Annotated in this window: 16 protein-coding genes; 11 read left to right on the forward strand and 5 right to left on the reverse strand. The window is 62.8% G+C overall.

Features of this window, described 5'->3' with window-relative positions; translation table 11 throughout:
• Positions 1-64: 64 nt before the first annotated feature.
• Together OCX61_RS06480 and def are read left to right on the forward strand one after the other, a co-directional pair.
• Positions 65-1018: a YihY/virulence factor BrkB family protein gene (locus tag OCX61_RS06480; RefSeq protein WP_261943077.1), complete on the forward strand. Its 954-nt coding sequence runs from the start codon at positions 65-67 to the stop codon at positions 1016-1018.
• The gene (def, locus tag OCX61_RS06485; protein WP_261943078.1) at positions 1015-1551 is read left to right on the forward strand and encodes a peptide deformylase; all 537 of its coding nucleotides are present in this window, start codon (positions 1015-1017) and stop codon (positions 1549-1551) included. Before OCX61_RS06480 ends, def begins: the two co-directional genes overlap by 4 nt.
• On the opposite strand, the gene OCX61_RS06490 is transcribed toward def, so the two are convergent.
• Entirely contained in the window at positions 1506-1955 is a 450-nt protein-coding gene (locus OCX61_RS06490) for a GNAT family N-acetyltransferase (RefSeq protein WP_261943079.1), read from the reverse strand. The two genes, def and OCX61_RS06490, sit on opposite strands and share 46 nt — an antisense overlap.
• Positions 1956-2229: 274 nt before the next feature.
• Here OCX61_RS06490 and OCX61_RS06495 point away from each other — a divergent pair, with 274 nt between their 5' ends.
• The gene (locus tag OCX61_RS06495) at positions 2230-2487 is read left to right on the forward strand and encodes a DUF2790 domain-containing protein (RefSeq protein WP_054885703.1); all 258 of its coding nucleotides are present in this window, start codon (positions 2230-2232) and stop codon (positions 2485-2487) included.
• Positions 2488-2552: 65 nt separating this feature from the next.
• Here the strand turns inward: OCX61_RS06495 and OCX61_RS06500 are convergent, their stop codons facing one another.
• Positions 2553-3914, reverse strand: coding sequence for an aminotransferase-like domain-containing protein (locus tag OCX61_RS06500; RefSeq protein WP_261943080.1), 1362 nt, complete (start codon positions 3912-3914; stop codon positions 2553-2555).
• A gap of 76 nt (positions 3915-3990) precedes the next feature.
• Here OCX61_RS06500 and OCX61_RS06505 point away from each other — a divergent pair, with 76 nt between their 5' ends.
• From OCX61_RS06505 to OCX61_RS06530, 6 genes are all read left to right on the forward strand, one after another.
• Complete coding sequence (locus OCX61_RS06505) at positions 3991-4950, forward strand: threonine dehydratase (protein WP_261943081.1); 960 nt, start codon at positions 3991-3993, stop codon at positions 4948-4950.
• 78 nt (positions 4951-5028) lie between these two features.
• Complete coding sequence (locus OCX61_RS06510) at positions 5029-5667, forward strand: LysE family translocator (protein ID WP_261943082.1); 639 nt, start codon at positions 5029-5031, stop codon at positions 5665-5667.
• A gap of 420 nt (positions 5668-6087) precedes the next feature.
• Complete coding sequence (locus OCX61_RS06515; protein WP_261943083.1) at positions 6088-6513, forward strand: YybH family protein; 426 nt, start codon at positions 6088-6090, stop codon at positions 6511-6513.
• A gap of 43 nt (positions 6514-6556) precedes the next feature.
• Positions 6557-6901, forward strand: a complete 345-nt coding sequence (locus OCX61_RS06520; RefSeq protein ID WP_261943084.1) for a YciI family protein — start codon at positions 6557-6559, stop codon at positions 6899-6901.
• Positions 6902-6922: 21 nt separating this feature from the next.
• Entirely contained in the window at positions 6923-7408 is a 486-nt protein-coding gene (locus tag OCX61_RS06525; RefSeq protein ID WP_261943085.1) for an SRPBCC family protein, read from the forward strand.
• Complete coding sequence (locus OCX61_RS06530; protein WP_261943086.1) at positions 7408-8646, forward strand: RNA polymerase sigma factor; 1239 nt, start codon at positions 7408-7410, stop codon at positions 8644-8646. Before OCX61_RS06525 ends, OCX61_RS06530 begins: the two co-directional genes overlap by 1 nt.
• A 112-nt stretch (positions 8647-8758) precedes the next feature.
• Here OCX61_RS06530 and OCX61_RS06535 read toward each other — a convergent pair whose 3' ends face one another.
• Together OCX61_RS06535 and OCX61_RS06540 are read right to left on the reverse strand one after the other, a co-directional pair.
• On the reverse strand, positions 8759-9229 hold the full coding sequence (locus tag OCX61_RS06535; protein WP_261943087.1) for a MaoC family dehydratase: 471 nt from the start codon (positions 9227-9229) through the stop codon (positions 8759-8761).
• A 33-nt stretch (positions 9230-9262) separates the two neighbouring features.
• Complete coding sequence (locus OCX61_RS06540; RefSeq protein WP_261943088.1) at positions 9263-10207, reverse strand: alpha/beta hydrolase; 945 nt, start codon at positions 10205-10207, stop codon at positions 9263-9265.
• Positions 10208-10419: 212 nt separating this feature from the next.
• Here OCX61_RS06540 and fadD2 point away from each other — a divergent pair, with 212 nt between their 5' ends.
• Both fadD2 and fadD1 read left to right on the forward strand, forming a co-directional pair.
• Positions 10420-12108, forward strand: a complete 1689-nt coding sequence (fadD2, locus tag OCX61_RS06545; RefSeq protein ID WP_261943089.1) for a long-chain-fatty-acid--CoA ligase FadD2 — start codon at positions 10420-10422, stop codon at positions 12106-12108.
• A gap of 343 nt (positions 12109-12451) precedes the next feature.
• Complete coding sequence (fadD1, locus tag OCX61_RS06550) at positions 12452-14149, forward strand: long-chain-fatty-acid--CoA ligase FadD1 (protein ID WP_261943090.1); 1698 nt, start codon at positions 12452-12454, stop codon at positions 14147-14149.
• Positions 14150-14261: 112 nt separating this feature from the next.
• Here the strand turns inward: fadD1 and OCX61_RS06555 are convergent, their stop codons facing one another.
• The gene (locus tag OCX61_RS06555) at positions 14262-15569 is read right to left on the reverse strand and encodes an NAD(P)/FAD-dependent oxidoreductase (RefSeq protein WP_261943091.1); all 1308 of its coding nucleotides are present in this window, start codon (positions 15567-15569) and stop codon (positions 14262-14264) included.
• Positions 15570-15586 lie beyond the last annotated feature (17 nt).

A 15586-nucleotide genomic window follows, 5' to 3' on the forward strand; every position in this document is an offset into this window, starting at 1 on the left:
TCACCGGCGTGGTCTATTAGACTTACCCGTTGTACTCAAGAATCAAGCGGCGAAAGGAGACGCTATGATTTTCCCCGACCTGCGCGGCCTGCCCCTGCACCGCGTGCTGGTGCGCACCGTCAAGGAATTCCTCGACGACGAGATGTCGACCTATGCATCGGCACTCGCCTACCAGATGCTGTTCTCGCTGTTCCCCTTCATCCTGTTTTTGATCGCCCTGATTGGCTTCCTGCACCTGCCGGACTTCTTTTCATGGCTGCGCTTGCAATCCGAACTGGTGCTCCCGCCCCAGGCGCTGGAGCAGGTAAATCCGGTGATCGACCAGTTGCAACAGTCCAAGGGCGGGCTATTGTCGGTAGGTATCGTCATCGCGCTGTGGACCGCCTCGGCCGGTGTGCGCCTGATGATGAGCGCGATGAACGCCGCCTATGACGTGCCCGAAGGGCGCCCGGTGTGGAAGCGCATCCCACTGTCGATCTTCTACACCGTCGGTATCGCCGGCATGTTGCTGGTGGCGGCAGCGCTGATGGTGCTAGGGCCACAGGTGATGGAGTGGATCGCGGCACAGGTGGGCATGCAGGAGGTCATCGTCACGGTGTGGACGATCTTGCGTTGGCCAGCTATTGTCATTCTGCTGATGGTGGCGGTAGCACTCATCTATTACGTGATGCCGGACGTGAAGCAGAAGTTTCGCTTCATCACCCCCGGTTCGGTGCTGGCGGTAGTAGTATGGATCATCGCCTCCCTGGGCTTTGCCTACTACGTCAAGACCTTTGCCGACTACAACGCCATGTATGGCAGCATCGGTGCGATCATCGTGCTGTTGCTGTACTTCTACATCTCTGCCGCCGTGCTGTTGCTGGGCGCTGAGATGAACGCGGTGATCGAGCACATGTCGAGCGAGGGCAAGGACCCGGGCGAGAAGGATTTCAAGGGCGCCAAACCCCAGGGAACCATCACCGTGCTCGGCCATGAACACCCGGTCGAGCCTGAACCGACCGAGCCGAACCCGCGATGATCCGTGACATTCTCAAGATGGGCGACGAGCGCCTGCTGCGCATCGCCCCACCGGTGCCTGAACATCTGATCGGCAGCAGCGAACTGCAGCAGTTGATCGACGACATGTTCGAAACCATGCACCACGTCGGTGGCGTGGGGCTGGCCGCGCCGCAGATCGGTATCGACCTGCAGCTGGTGATTTTCGGTTTCGAGCGCAGCGAGCGTTACCCGGATGCCGAGCCGGTGCCGCAAACCATTCTGCTCAACCCGGTGATCACCCCGCTGACCACCGAGATCGAGGACGGTTGGGAGGGTTGCCTGTCGGTGCCCGGCCTGCGTGGGGTGGTGCCGCGCTTCAAGCACATCAGCTACGAAGGCATCGACCCGCAGGGCAATCCGATCAACCGCTTCGCTGACGGCTTCCATGCCCGGGTGGTACAGCACGAGTGCGACCACCTGATCGGCCGCTTGTACCCCTCGCGCATCCAGGACTTTGCCCGGTTCGGCTACACCGATGTGTTGTTCCCGGGGCTGGATGACCGCGACGACTGATACCGCACCATGGCCAGCAGGCTTTTGCTGCGCTGGTAGCGATGCAGGCGCGAGGCCAAGGCTTCAGGCAACTGCGCAGTGATGCCGAAGCCGAGGCGCTGGTAGTAGACCGTGAGGTCGGGGTGGCAGAACAGCCAGGTCGGGCCACTGTGGCCGGCCAGCGCCGCCTCGACCAACTGCGTGGCCACGCCACGCTTGCGCGCTTGCGGGGCGACGAACAGGCCGGTAAGCCAGTGGCCGTCGGCGACGGCACTGAGGCAGAGGCCGGCTACGATCCCTTCACGGCGTGCCACCCACAATTCACCATCATTGGCTGCGCGCATGCGCGAACCCTGCTGTTTGTAGAAGTGTTCGAGCAATCGACGCTCGGGGCCGGTAAGCAGGGCGCAGTGCAGGGCAGTCATGGGATACCTGAAGCGGTTGGCTCTGGCTCGGTGATTCCAGGCCATCGAGCCGTTTCGTCTTGTCGCAGATTGTTGCAAATCCTGCAAGGGTGAATGTCCGAGTTCAGGGTTCAACTATTTTCGGCCAGGAGTAGAATTTTACACATCCCCCCTGGCAGTAGATGAAGCGGGATCGGTACTTCGTGTCATCTTCGTAGTTGATGACAACTTCTCCGCGCCATTGACGGCATCAGAAGTCACTCGATCAGCTGGATTGCTTTGAAGGTCAACCCCCATGAAACCATTACTGATTCTTGCTTTGGTCGGTATGTCCTCGTTCGCCCTCGCCGATGAGGCCAAACCGGTCTCCAGCGAGCCTGTGGCCCAGCAGTACGACTATTCCATGAACCTCGACATCAAACGGGTGATCAACCTGTCGACCATCCCCAATGTCTGTGAAGTGGTGCCTGCGACCATGACCTATGAAGACCATCATGGCCAGGTGCATACCATTCAGTACCGGGCAATGGGTGAAGGTTGCCAGCAGGGTTGATAGCCCAACGTCAGCGGCCTCTTCGCGTTTAGCCGTCGCGAAGAAGCTGCTGTCGTCCGCCCGGTTCATCGCCCCGACAGTACCTGCCGTACTACCTCCAGGCCTTGTTTCAGTTCCGCCCGGCTACCGGCTGCCGACAGGCTGATGCGCACGGCCTGCACCTCGGTCGCGCCAATGGCAAACACACTGGCCGGAACAACTTCCACACCTTGCTCGCGGCATTGCTTTACCACCGCCTCGGCCCCCTGCGGCGTGCCCAGCCACGCGTGGGGCGAAGGCTGGCCGGTATTGTGCAGTCCATCACCCAGCAGCCTGCGTGCCAGGCGCCAGCGCTCGGTAATTTCCGTTTTCTGCCAGGCGAGGCGCTGCGCAGCTGTGCCGTCTTCGATCCATTGGCAAGCGATCTCCAGGCTCAGAGGCGACACCGGCCAGTGGCTGGCCTGGGCATACGGGTCAACCTGAGCCAGCAGCTTCTGGCTGGCCGCAATCCATCCCAATCGCAAACCAGCAGCCACCGTCTTGGACAGGCTGTTGATGTAAACCGCCTGATCGCCTAGTAGTGGATAGAGCGGCGGCTGGTTGCTGAATGCGCCATACACATCATCCTCGATCACCAACAGCCCCAGACGTTTGACTACCCCGGCAATCGCCGCGCGGCGCGCATCTTCCATGCAGGCACCAGTGGGGTTGTGCAGGGTCGGTGTGGTCACCAGCACGCGGGCACCACTGGCGCGCGCCACACGGTCCAGGTCATCGGGCCGCAGGCCTTGGTTGTCCAGTGCCACACCATGCACGGGCAGGCGCAGTTGCCGACAGGCCGCCTTGATGCCCGGTGCGGTCAGGGCCTCGAGCATGACCGGCTCACCCGCCTGACAGAACGACTGCAGCACCAGTGCCAGCGCTTGCTGGGCTCCTCCACACAGCAACAGCTCGTCCGCTGACAGGGCCAGGCCGCGGTTGGCCACCCATTGGGCGCCGCGAATCCGCCCTAGCAGCAACTGCTCGGGGCCCAGGTAATGATCGAGCAAGTTGCTATCGGGGCGTTGCAGCAGGCTGCGCAAGCTGTCGTGCAAATCATGGTTGTGCGGATCGGCCACCGGAACATTGGTCGACAGGTCGATCAGCGGGCGTTGCCCGTCATGATGCTTGAGGCGAAACAAGGTCGCTTCCTTGCTGCCCGCCAGCACGTAAGTGCCGCGGCCCACTTCGCCAGCCACCAGGTGGCGAGCGGCAGCTTCGCGGTAGGCCTGCTGGGTGGTACTGGGGTTGAGGCCCAGTTTCCAGGCCAGCCGACGTTGCGGAGGCAGGCGATCACCGACCTTGAGTGCGCCGCTTTCGATGGCGTGGGCAATTGCATCGACCAAGGCGAGATAGCGGGGTTGGTCATCGTCGACCAGCTGCGGGATCCACACGATATTGCTACCCATGCAATATAAGGTTTTACCCATACAATGCCCGGCGCTTAGGATCGGATCAACCACCTACCGAAGAGGGATGATCGCCATGTTCGACCTTGCTGCCCTGCGCGAAGCTGCCGATTTCGTACACCAGCACGTTCCACCGACGCCACAGCGCAGCTGGCCGCTTCTGGCAGAGCGGGTGGGCTGCAAGCTGTGGGTCAAGCACGAAAACCACGCGCCCACCGGCGCCTTCAAGGTGCGCGGCGGGTTGGTCTATGTGCGTTCGCTGCTGGCCGCTGGCAAGCCCCCGCGTGGCCTGGTTACCGCCACCCGTGGCAACCACGGCCAGAGCATGGCACTGGCCGCGAGCCAGGCCGGTGTGCCGCTGGTGATCGTGGTGCCCGAGGGCAATTCGAAAGAGAAGAACGCAGCCATGCGCGCGCTTGGCGCCGAACTGGTGGAGCACGGTGTCGACTTCGACGTGGCCCGCGAAGAGGCGGCCCGCCTGGCGGAGGAACTGGGTTATGACATGGTGCCATCGTTCCACCCTGAGCTGGTGCGCGGGGTAGCCACCTATGCCCTGGAGCTGTTCGAGGCTGTGGGCGAGCTGGATTGCGTGTACGTGCCGATCGGCATGGGCTCGGGCATCTGCGGGCTGATCCAGGCACGCAACCTGTTGGGGCTGAAGACCGAAATCGTCGGCGTGGTCTCCAGTGCGGCCGATGCCTACGCACAGAGTTTCGAGCTGGGTCGCATCGTCACCACGGCTACCGCCGATACCTTTGCCGATGGCATGGCCTGCCGGGTACCGCACCCGGATGCCTTTGCCCTCGTGCGCGAGCATGCCGCGCGGATCGTGCGGGTCACCGACAGCGAGGTGGCAGAGGCCATGCGCATGTATCACGAAACCACCCATAACACGGCTGAAGGTGCTGGCGCTGCGGCGCTGGCGGCGTTGCTGCAGGAGCGCGAGCGTCAAGCAGGCAAGCGCGTGGCCGTGGTGCTGAGCGGGGCCAATGTGGATCGCGAGCGTTATGCGCAGGTGCTGGCAAGCAGCGACTGACTTGGGGCATTGCACTTTCAATCCCTGGATTACTCATGGCAGGCTCTACGGTGCCTGTTAGCCTGCCACGAGTGTTCAATGCCATTTTCCAACGGTTTCTTCCTCAGCCTGTCCCTGTGCCTGGATATCGGTGTGGCCAACATCGCCATGATCACCCTCGCCATGCAACGCGGTTTCCTCCAGGGCTTCTGGCTCGGCCTGGGGACTTGCGTGGGAGACCTCGTCTACGCCATTGCGGCGCTGGCTGGCATGACCGTGTTGCTGCAGTTCGACAGCGTTCGCTGGACCTTGTGGCTTGGCGGTTCGGTGTTGCTGGTGTGGTTCGCCATCAAGATGCTGCTGGCCGCCTGGCGTGGCGGGCACATGGATGCCAGTGCGCAAGTGGTGGTGGAGTCGGGCTGGCGCGAGTTTCTGCGGGGTGTATTTCTGGCCATGTCGTCGCCCAGCGCCATCCTCTGGTTCGCTGCTGTCGGTGGCGTGCTGATTTCCCGCTCCGGCGGTGGCAGCTTGTTGGATGCCGGGCTGTTTCTTGGCGGCTTCTTCGCTGCCGGGCTGGTCTGGTGCATGGGCATTTGCGGTATCGCCAGCCACGGTGGGCGCTTGCTGGGGGACCGGCTGCTGACCTGGTCGTACGTGCTGTCGGCGGCGATTTTCTGCTATTTCGCGGTGTATGTGATTGTCTCGGGTTACCGTGAATTCATTGGCGCCAGCCTTTAGAATGCGGTTGCCGTCATGGGGGCATGCCTGGATTGCGGCGGCGCCTGTGAGATCGAGCGCCGCCCGCGCGGCGCATCGCGAGCTGCGCTCGCTCCTACGTTTGTTTCGGGCCAATGAGTCCTGGGGGATTTGTGCGCGAACGTCTTGGCGTATGACGCGATACCGCGTTGCACCAACAAGGCGGTCGCGCGCGCCTGGCACTGGCTTACTGGCCCGAAACAAACGTAGGAGCGAGCGCAGCTCGCGATGCGCCGCGCGGGCGGCGCTCGATCTCACCGGCGCCGCCGCAATCAAGACATGCACCTCTCAAACAAAACTTTCGCAAGACCTGTCGATTTATCCGGCTACCGTTCGACCATGAGCTGAAGGTACAAGACAACCCTGTACCGAAACGCTCATGAGCGATCGGAGGAACACCCGATGAACACGGCAGCCGAAAACGAAATCCGTCAGCTTATCGACCGCTGGATGCAGGCCGTGCGCGACCGTGACATCCCCGCCATCACCGCACCGTACGCCGACGACATCGTCGCCTTCGATGCCATTCAGTCGCTGCAATTCAAGGGCAAGGCGGCCTACCAGGCGCATTGGGAAATGTGCATGAGCATGTGCCCCGGGCCCATGGTCTTCGAGCTCGCCCAACTGACCGTGCACGCTGACGGTGACCTGGGCCTGGCTCACTGGCTGAACCGCTGCGGCCCTGGGGCTGACGAGAGCCAGTGCGGCTTCATGCGTGCCACCGTCGGTTACCGCAAGTCTGGCGGCCAGTGGCAGGTGATTCACGAACACTGGTCGGCACCGTTCGACATGCAAACCCAGAAAGCACTGTTCGATCTCAAGCCTTGATCGGCTATCGCCAAATGCACGTTGCCAACGCCTGGAGACGACCATGAAATACCTGTGCCTGGTCTATTGTGACGAAGGGCTGCTGCACAGCCTGCCCGACAGCCCGGAAGACGCCGAATGCATGGCCTACGCCGAATCGCTGCAGAGCGCCGGGCGGATCATCGCGGCGGAGGCGCTGAAAACCGTGCAGACCGCTACCACCGTGCGCGTGCGCGCCGGGCGAATGAGCATCACCGATGGCCCGTTCGCCGAAACCAAAGAGCAGCTAGCCGGCTTTTACCTGGTCGATGCCCGTGACCTCAACGAGGCGCTGAACATCGCCAAGGGCATTCCGGCGGCACGGGTCGGCAGCGTGGAAGTGCGGCCGGTGCGCGAACTGCAACCCTGAAAGCAATGGAGAACAACAAGAATGACCCTTGTCGAACCCGCGCCTGCGCAGCATGAACTGTCCATCAGCCGCTTGATCGATGCCCCGCCTGCCAAGGTGTTCCGAGCCTGGACCGAGCCCGCATGGCTGATGCAGTGGTGGGGACCGCACGGCATGACCACCCCGGAATGCGAGATGCAACTGTGGGTCGGGGGCCTTTTCCGTACGCTCATGCGGGCCCCGGATGGCTCCGAGTATCCGACACAGGGTGTGTTCCTGGAAATTGCCGCACCGCGCCGGCTGGTGTTCACCGATGCCTTCGGGCCGGGTTGGGTGCCGTCGGGCAAAGCCTTCATGACAGCGGTGATCAGCTTTGACGAAGAAAACGGCAAGACCCGCTATACCGCCCGTGCCTGGCACTGGAATGCAGCCGACAGCCGCGCCCATGAAGAAATGGGTTTCCATCAGGGCTGGGGAGAAAGCCTGGACCGCCTGGTGGAGGTCGTGACCCAGCGGATGCCTGACTGATGGCGGAGCTGGCGCAGGTACGTGCCGAAGTCGAAGCGGTATATCGGCGTGATTCGCGGCGGATCCTGGCGACGCTGATCCGCCTGCTGGGGGATTTCGACCTCGCCGAGGAGGCCATGCACGATGCCTTCTTCATTGCCGTCGAGCGCTGGCAGCGCGACGGCATCCCCGACAACCCGCGGGCCTGGTTGGTCTCGACCGGGCGTTTCAAGGCCATTGACGCATTGCGCCGGCGTGCCCGCTTCGACCGCTCCCAGGCCGAGCTGATCATGCTGATCGAAGGCCAGGGGCAGGACCCCAGTGATGAGGAGTTGCTCGCCGACGACCGTCTGCGGCTGATCTTCACCTGCTGCCACCCGGCCCTGGCGGCCGATGCCCAGGTGCCGCTGACCCTGCGCGAAGTCTGCGACCTGACCACCGAGCAGATCGCCCGGGCGTTTCTGCAAAGCCCGTCGACCATCGCCCAGCGCATCGTCCGGGCCAAGGCCAAGATCCGCGACGCCGGTATTCCTTATCAGGTCCCCGAGCTGCACGAACTGCCCGAGCGACTGGAGAGCGTGCTGCGGGTGATCTACCTGGTGTTCAACGAAGGCTATTCGGCGTCCTCGGGCGAGGCGTTGCTGCAGCAGGAACTGAGCGACGAGGCGATCCGCCTGGGGCGCCTGCTGGTTCAACTGTTGCCGGACGCCGAAGCGGTGGGTTTGCTGGCACTGATGTTGTTGCAGGCCTCGCGCCAGCGTGCGCGCAGCGATGCCGAAGGCAACCTCATACTGCTTGACCAGCAGGACCGCAGCCTGTGGGACCGCGCGCTGATTACCGAAGGCTGCGAGCTGGTGCGCCTGGCGTTGGCCAGCCGAACCTTTGGTGCCTACACCGTGCAGGCGGCGATCGCGGCGGTGCATGCCGAGGCGGCCACCGCGCAAGAGACCGACTGGGCAGAGATCGTCGGGCTGTACGATGTGCTGCATAGGCACTGGCCGTCAGCCGTCGTGGCGCTCAACCGGGCGGTGGCGCTGGCCAAGCGTGACGGGGCACAGGCTGGCTTGGTGGCGGTGGAGGCGATTCTGGCGACTGGGGAGCTGCGCGACTATCACCTGGCGCATGCGGCGCGGGCCCAGTTGCATCAGGAGCTGGGGAATGTTGATGAGGCGCGGGTGGCCTGGCAGCAGGCGCTGTCGCTGACCCATCAGGCGCCGGAGCGGCGGCATATCGAGCGGCGTCTACGCGAACTGTTGTGATAGCTTTTCCGGCCCATTCGCGGGTAAACCCGCTCCCACAGGTGGCGAAGGCCTGGAAGGCGGTGCAATACCTGTGGGAGCGGGTTTACCCGCGAAGAGTCCAGCACCGATATCAGCTGGCGATGAAGTTCGGCGGCGATACCAGTTCGACGGTCTGCTGCTTGCGCGGTGCCAGGATCTCGGCCACGCCCTCGACCACCAGTTCATCGTTCTGGTTGTACACGTTGGTGGCGATACGCACCTTGAACTTCGGCAGCTTCTCGAGGATTTCCAGGCGCACGGTCAGGGTGTCGCCGATTTTCACAGGCTTCTGGAAGCTCATCTGCTGGCCCAGGTAGATGGTGCCAGGGCCTGGCAGGGTGCAGGCCACTGCGGCGCTGATCAGCGCACCGCTGAACATGCCGTGGGCGATGCGCTCCTTGAACATGCTCTTGGCGGCGAATTCGGCATCCAGGTGCACGGGGTTGTGGTCACCGGACATCGCGGCGAACAGCTGGATGTCGCGTTCTTCGACAGACTTTTCGTAACTGGCTTTCTGGCCGACTTCCAAAGCTTCGTAAGGCGTGTTGGTGACCTGGGTCATTGGCGATTCCTTGATAGGCGGACGAGGCCGATATCATTCACTGCGAGCAGGGCGGCCAAGGGCCAGTGCCTGCTCAAGCCATGCGAGGATATCGGCGGTGACCTCGTCCCGATTGATTTCGTTTAGCACTTCATGCCGCGCCTCAGGATAGACGCGCAGCTGTACATGTCGATTGCCGGTCGCGCGCAGGGCGTCGGCCAGATGGGTGAGACGCTTGCCGGCACTCACCGGATCACATTCGCCGCCAATCACCAGCATCGGCAGGTTCGGGTCGATCTGCGCAAGGTTGCGCGCCTGGCTGATCTGCGCCAACCCCTGCAGCAGGTCGAGCCAAAGCTGGTTGCTGCAGCGAAAGCCACACAGCGGGTCGTTGACGTACTTGTCCACTTCCGCCGGGTCACGGCTGAGCCAGTCGAAAGCCGTGCGGTTGGGCTTGAAGGCCTGGTTGAACGAGCCGAACGACAGCCACTCGATCAGTGCGCTCTTGCCCAGTGGCCCCTGGCGCCAGGCTTCCAGGCGCGCAATCAGGCGGGCCACCCGGTACAGCGCCGCGGGCTGGAAGTTGGAACCACTGAGAATCGCCCCGTGCAGGCTGCCGCTGTGGTGCGTGAGATAGGCCTGGGCAATATAGCTGCCCATGCTGTGGCCGAACAGAAACAGCGGGGTGCAAGGGAACTGCTGGCCGATGTGCTGGGCCAGCAGGCCAAGGTCGTTGAGCACGGCATTCCAGCCATGTTGCCGGGCGAACAGGCCGAGGCTGCCATGCTCGGCGGTGCGCCCGTGGCCGCGCAGGTCGGGCGCCAGCAGGGCGTAGCCGGCATCGCTGAGGGCCTGGCCCAGGCGCTGGTAGCGCCCGCCATGCTCGGCCATGCCATGCGCCAGCAGCACCACAGCCTTGACCGGTGTGGCCGGCAGCCATTGGTGCACGTAGAGCTGGCAATGCTCGCTGGCAGGCAGCCAGAAGGCGTCATGGGGCATGGCGAATCCTTTGCGCGAAGGTTACCCGCACAGTGTATGCACAACCGGCCGAATTGCAGGAAGGGCACAAATAAGATTCACAATGTTAATGGCGGCACTTGGCGTATATGCCACCTCGGGCTTACCTGCTAACGTCGGTTCAACGCCTTTTTTTGCCGTCAGGCAGACAGGGCAAGGAATCCGTGCGAGCTCAGGCAGAGGAACAATAATAAATGCAAGCCGACTTCTGGAATGACAAACGCCCCGAGGGCGTGCCTTCCACCATCGACATCCACGCATACGCTTCGGTCGTCGAGGTGTTCGAGCGCTCCTGCAAGCGGTTCGCCGAGCGCCCGGCGTTCAGCAACCTCGGCGTGACCCTGAGCTACGCCGAGCTGGAGCGCCATTCGGCCGCCTTCGCCGCCTGGTTGCAGCAGCACACCGACCTCAAACCAGGTGACCGCATCGCGGTGCAGATGCCCAACGTTCTGCAGTACCCCATTGCCGTGTTCGGCGCCCTGCGCGCCGGGCTGATCGTGGTCAACACCAACCCGCTGTATACCGAGCGCGAGATGCGTCACCAGTTCAAGGATGCCGGGGCCCGCGCCCTGGTGTACCTGAACATGTTCGGCAAGCGCGTGCAGGAGGTGCTGCCCGATACCGGTATCGAGTACCTGATCGAGGCGAAGATGGGCGACCTGCTGCCCGCGGCCAAGGGCTGGCTGGTCAACACCGTGGTCGACAAACTGAAGAAAATGGTCCCGGCCTATCACCTGCCGCAGGCCATCGCGTTCAAGCAGGTATTGCGCGAAGGCCGCAGCCTGGCGCACAAGCCGGTGCCACTCAACCTCGACGACATCGCCGTGCTGCAGTACACCGGCGGCACCACGGGCCTGGCCAAGGGGGCCATGCTCACGCACGGCAACCTGGTGGCCAACATGCTGCAGGTGCTGGCCTGTTTCTCCCAGCACGGCCCGGACGGGCAGCGGCTGATCAAGGAAGGCCAGGAGGTGATGATTGCGCCGCTGCCGCTTTATCACATCTATGCCTTCACCGCGAACTGCATGTGCATGATGGTTACCGGCAACCACAACGTGCTGATCACCAACCCGCGCGACATCTCGGGCTTCATCAAGGAGCTGGGCAAGTGGCGTTTTTCGGCGCTGTTGGGGTTGAACACCTTGTTCGTCGCGCTGATGGATCATCCCGGCTTCCGTCAGCTGGACTTTTCGGCACTGAAAGTCACCAACTCCGGCGGCACGGCGCTGGTCAAGGCTACTGCCGAGCGGTGGGAAGCGCTCACCGGCTGCCGCATCGTCGAGGGCTATGGCCTGACCGAGACCTCACCGGTGGCCAGTACCAATCCCTATGGCCAGTTGGCGCGACTGGGCACTGTGGGCATTCCTGTGGCGGGCACGGCATTCAAGGTGATCGACGACGACGGCAACGAGCTGCCACTGGGGGAGCGAGGCGAGTTGTGCATCAAGGGCCCGCAGGTGATGAAGGGCTACTGGCAGCAACCGGAGGCCACGGCGCAGGCGCTGGATGCCGAGGGCTGGTTCAAGACCGGCGATATCGCGGTGATCGACCCGGACGGCTTCACCCGCATCGTCGACCGCAAGAAGGACATGATCATCGTCTCCGGTTTCAATGTGTACCCCAACGAAATCGAAGATGTGGTGATGGGCCATCCGCAGGTGGCCAACTGCGCGGCCATCGGCGTGCCCGATGAGCGTTCGGGGGAGGCGGTGAAGCTGTTCGTGGTGGCGCGTGAGGGTGGGGTGAGCGTCGAAGATCTGAAGGCCTACTGCAAGGCCAACTTCACCGGCTACAAGGTGCCCAAGCACATCGTGGTGCGCGAGTCGCTGCCGATGACACCGGTGGGCAAGATCCTGCGGCGCGAATTGCGCGACATCGCCTGATATCGGGTTTGCTTTTTCGCGGGGCAAGCCCGCTCCCACAGAAGGATTGTGCATGACCTGTGGGAGCGGGCTTGCCCCGCGAATGCTTCAAGGTGCTCTAACAGGCTGCTTGCAGCCCGATTTGCGACATTTTGGTCAATTACTCTAAAAATGACTTGTATCGTTCATTGAGTCATTTTTGTGACTATGAGGCCGGTATTGGCCCCTAGGCGACCCCATTTAAAGCTGTTACTCTCGGGCCGCTTTCAGATGATCAGGTTTGCAACGAACCCTCATCACATATCAATAATAAACGCATCGACGCGTGAATCGAACTTCGCTGTTGCTGAAGGAGTGGGCTTCCATGATCGAAAATTTTTGGAAGGATAAATACCCAGCCGGGATTACGGCGGAAATCAATCCTGACGAATTCCCCAATATCCAGGCGGTACTCAAGCAATCCTGCCAACGCTTTGCCAATAAACCGGCCTTTAGCAACCTGGGCAAGACTATCACCTACGGCGAGCTCTACGCGCTGTCTGGCGCTTTCGCGGCCTGGCTGCAGCAGCACACCGACCTCAAGCCAGGTGACCGCATTGCCGTCCAGCTGCCCAATGTCCTGCAATACCCGGTGGCGGTATTTGGTGCCATGCGCGCCGGGCTGATCGTGGTCAACACCAATCCGCTGTACACCGTGCGGGAAATGGAGCACCAGTTCAACGATTCCGGTGCCAAGGCCTTGGTGTGCCTGGCCAACATGGCGCACCTGGCCGAGAAGGTGGTGCCCAAGACCCAGGTCAAGCACGTCATCGTCACTGAAGTAGCCGACCTGCTGCCACCGCTCAAACGCCTGCTCATCAACAGCGTGATCAAGTACGTGAAGAAGATGGTGCCGGCCTACAACCTGCCGCGTGCCGTACGCTTCAACGATACCTTGGCGCTGGGCAAGGGCCAGCCGGTCACCGAAGCCAACCCGCAAGCCAATGACGTGGCCGTGCTGCAGTACACCGGTGGTACCACCGGCGTGGCCAAGGGCGCGATGCTGACCCACCGCAACCTGGTGGCCAACATGCTGCAGTGCCGGGCGCTGATGGGCTCGAACCTGCAGGAAGGCTGCGAGATCCTCATCACTCCGCTGCCGCTGTATCACATCTATGCCTTTACCTTCCATTGCATGGCGATGATGCTGATCGGCAACCACAACGTGCTGATCAGCAACCCCCGCGACCTGCCGGCAATGGTCAAGGAACTGAGCAAGTGGAAGTTCAGTGGTTTCGTCGGCCTCAACACGCTGTTCGTTGCCCTGTGCAACAACGAGGCATTCCGCGCCCTTGACTTCTCGGCGTTGAAGATCACCTTGTCCGGCGGCATGGCCCTGCAGTTGAGCGTGGCCGAGCGCTGGAAGAGCGTCACCGGCTGCGCCATCTGCGAAGGCTACGGCATGACCGAGACCAGCCCGGTGGCGGCGGTGAACCCGGCCGAGGCCAACCAGGTGGGTACCATCGGCATCCCGGTGCCATCGACGCTGTGCAAGGTCATCGACGATGCCGGCAACGAGCTGGCGCTTGGCGAAACCGGTGAGCTGTGCGTCAAGGGGCCGCAGGTGATGAAGGGCTATTGGCAGCGTGAAGACGCCACCCACGAGATCCTCGACAGCGAGGGCTGGCTGAAGACCGGCGACATCGCGCTGATCCAGCCAGATGGCTACATGCGCATCGTCGACCGCAAGAAGGACATGATCCTGGTCTCGGGCTTCAACGTGTACCCCAACGAGCTGGAAGACGTGCTCGCCGCCTTGCCGGGCGTGCTGCAGTGCGCAGCCATCGGTGTGCCGGACGAGAAGTCGGGTGAAGTGATCAAGGTGTTCATCGTGGTCAAGCCGGGCATGACCTTGACCAAGGAGCAGGTGATGGAGCACATGCGTGCCAACGTCACGGGCTACAAGGTGCCGCGTTACATCGAGTTCCGCGATGCCTTGCCGACCACCAACGTCGGCAAGATCCTGCGCCGTGAACTGCGCGATGAAGAGCTGAAGAAGCAGGGGCTGAAGAAGATCGCCTGATCGACCTTACTGGCCTTTTCGCGGGCAAGCCCGCTCCCACAGGGGCAGCACACCTCTTGAGTGTTGTGCTGTCCCTGTGGGAGCGGGCTTGCCCGCGAATGGGCCTTTAGCGTCAGCGCAGTTTTTCCAGCATCTGGTAGTACCACATCCCCGCCGCCAGCAGCGGATTGCCCAGCAAGTCCCCCATCGGCACCCGCACGTGCTTGCACTGCGCGAAGGTGTCGAACTTCTCCAGCGTTCCCGTCAGTGCCTCGGCCATGATCTCGCCCATGATGTGGCTGGTGGCGATGCCGTGCCCGGAATAGCCCTGGCAGTACCAGACGTTGTCCGACAGCTTGCCCAGTTGCGGAATGCGGTTGACCACGATGCCCATCGCGCAGCTCCACTGGAACTCGATCGGCACGCCCTTGAGCGCCGGGAAGGTACGCTCGATGCAGGGGCGCAGCTCGCCTTCGATATCACGCGAATCCTTGCCCGAGTAGTTGGCGCCGCCGCCGAACAGCAAGCGCTTGTCAGCGGTCAGGCGGTAGTAGTCGAGCACGAAGCGGCAGTCGTATACCGCCAGGTCCTGCGGGTTGATCTGCTGCGCCAGTTCGCCCAGCGGGGCGGTGGTGACGATGCCGCCCATGGCCGGGAAGATCTTGCCCTTGAGCTGGCGTTTTTCCAGCTTGTGGTAGACGTCGCCGGCGAGCATCACCTGGCGCGCTTCGATCCGGCCGTGGGCGGTGACCACCGCCGGGCGTGGGCCGTGGACGATGTCCAGCACTTCGGAGTTCTCGAAGATCAGCGCACCCAGGCTGTGGGCGGCGCGGGCTTCGCCCAGGCACAGGTTGAGCGGGTGCAGGTGCAGGTTGCGCAGGTTCTTCAGTGCGCCCAGGTACAGCGGGCTCTGCAGGTGCCCGGCCACGCCGTCGCGGTCGAGCAGTTGCACCTGGTCACCCATGCCGCGGCGTTCGGCCTCGGCCAGGAAGCTGCGCAGCTCTTGCATGTGCGAGGGTTTCATCGCTGCATGCAGATGGCCGCGCTTGAGGTCGCAGTCGATGCCATAGCGCTCGACCCGCTTCTCGATGACCTGGTGCCCGCGCCAGCGCAGGTGCCAGATGAAATCATCGACCTCGGCGCCCAGGTGGTTGCGCATCTGCGTGCGCATGGCCTCGTCACCCGACAGGCTGCCGGTGACCTGGCCGCCGTTGCGGCCGCTGGCACCCCAACCGATACGGTTGGTCTCGACGATCGCCACCTTCAGGCCGCGCTCGGCCAGTTCCACTGCGGTGGCTACGCCGGTGAAGCCGCCGCCGATGATGGCGACGTCGACCTGCACCGTGCCCTTGAGCTGCGGGTACTCGGTGTGGTCGTTCAGCGAGGCGCTGTAATAGGACGGCGCGCGCTGGGCCGGGCCATTGTTCAATGCTGCGTTCATGGGTGTTCCTTGTTCTG

Origin of the sequence: Pseudomonas sp. LRP2-20, assembly GCF_024349685.1 — a bacterium.
Lineage (GTDB): Bacteria > Pseudomonadota > Gammaproteobacteria > Pseudomonadales > Pseudomonadaceae > Aquipseudomonas.

Coding starts and splice junctions, on each gene's coding strand:
- OCX61_RS06480 (WP_261943077.1), top strand. CDS start 65: ATGATTTTCCCCGACCTGCGCGGCCTGCCCCTGCACCGCGTGCTGGTG.
- def (WP_261943078.1), top strand. CDS start 1,015: ATGATCCGTGACATTCTCAAGATGGGCGACGAGCGCCTGCTGCGCATC.
- OCX61_RS06490 (WP_261943079.1), bottom strand. CDS start 1,955: ATGACTGCCCTGCACTGCGCCCTGCTTACCGGCCCCGAGCGTCGATTG.
- OCX61_RS06495 (WP_054885703.1), top strand. CDS start 2,230: ATGAAACCATTACTGATTCTTGCTTTGGTCGGTATGTCCTCGTTCGCC.
- OCX61_RS06500 (WP_261943080.1), bottom strand. CDS start 3,914: ATGGGTAGCAATATCGTGTGGATCCCGCAGCTGGTCGACGATGACCAA.
- OCX61_RS06505 (WP_261943081.1), top strand. CDS start 3,991: ATGTTCGACCTTGCTGCCCTGCGCGAAGCTGCCGATTTCGTACACCAG.
- OCX61_RS06510 (WP_261943082.1), top strand. CDS start 5,029: ATGCCATTTTCCAACGGTTTCTTCCTCAGCCTGTCCCTGTGCCTGGAT.
- OCX61_RS06515 (WP_261943083.1), top strand. CDS start 6,088: ATGAACACGGCAGCCGAAAACGAAATCCGTCAGCTTATCGACCGCTGG.
- OCX61_RS06520 (WP_261943084.1), top strand. CDS start 6,557: ATGAAATACCTGTGCCTGGTCTATTGTGACGAAGGGCTGCTGCACAGC.
- OCX61_RS06525 (WP_261943085.1), top strand. CDS start 6,923: ATGACCCTTGTCGAACCCGCGCCTGCGCAGCATGAACTGTCCATCAGC.
- OCX61_RS06530 (WP_261943086.1), top strand. CDS start 7,408: ATGGCGGAGCTGGCGCAGGTACGTGCCGAAGTCGAAGCGGTATATCGG.
- OCX61_RS06535 (WP_261943087.1), bottom strand. CDS start 9,229: ATGACCCAGGTCACCAACACGCCTTACGAAGCTTTGGAAGTCGGCCAG.
- OCX61_RS06540 (WP_261943088.1), bottom strand. CDS start 10,207: ATGCCCCATGACGCCTTCTGGCTGCCTGCCAGCGAGCATTGCCAGCTC.
- fadD2 (WP_261943089.1), top strand. CDS start 10,420: ATGCAAGCCGACTTCTGGAATGACAAACGCCCCGAGGGCGTGCCTTCC.
- fadD1 (WP_261943090.1), top strand. CDS start 12,452: ATGATCGAAAATTTTTGGAAGGATAAATACCCAGCCGGGATTACGGCG.
- OCX61_RS06555 (WP_261943091.1), bottom strand. CDS start 15,569: ATGAACGCAGCATTGAACAATGGCCCGGCCCAGCGCGCGCCGTCCTAT.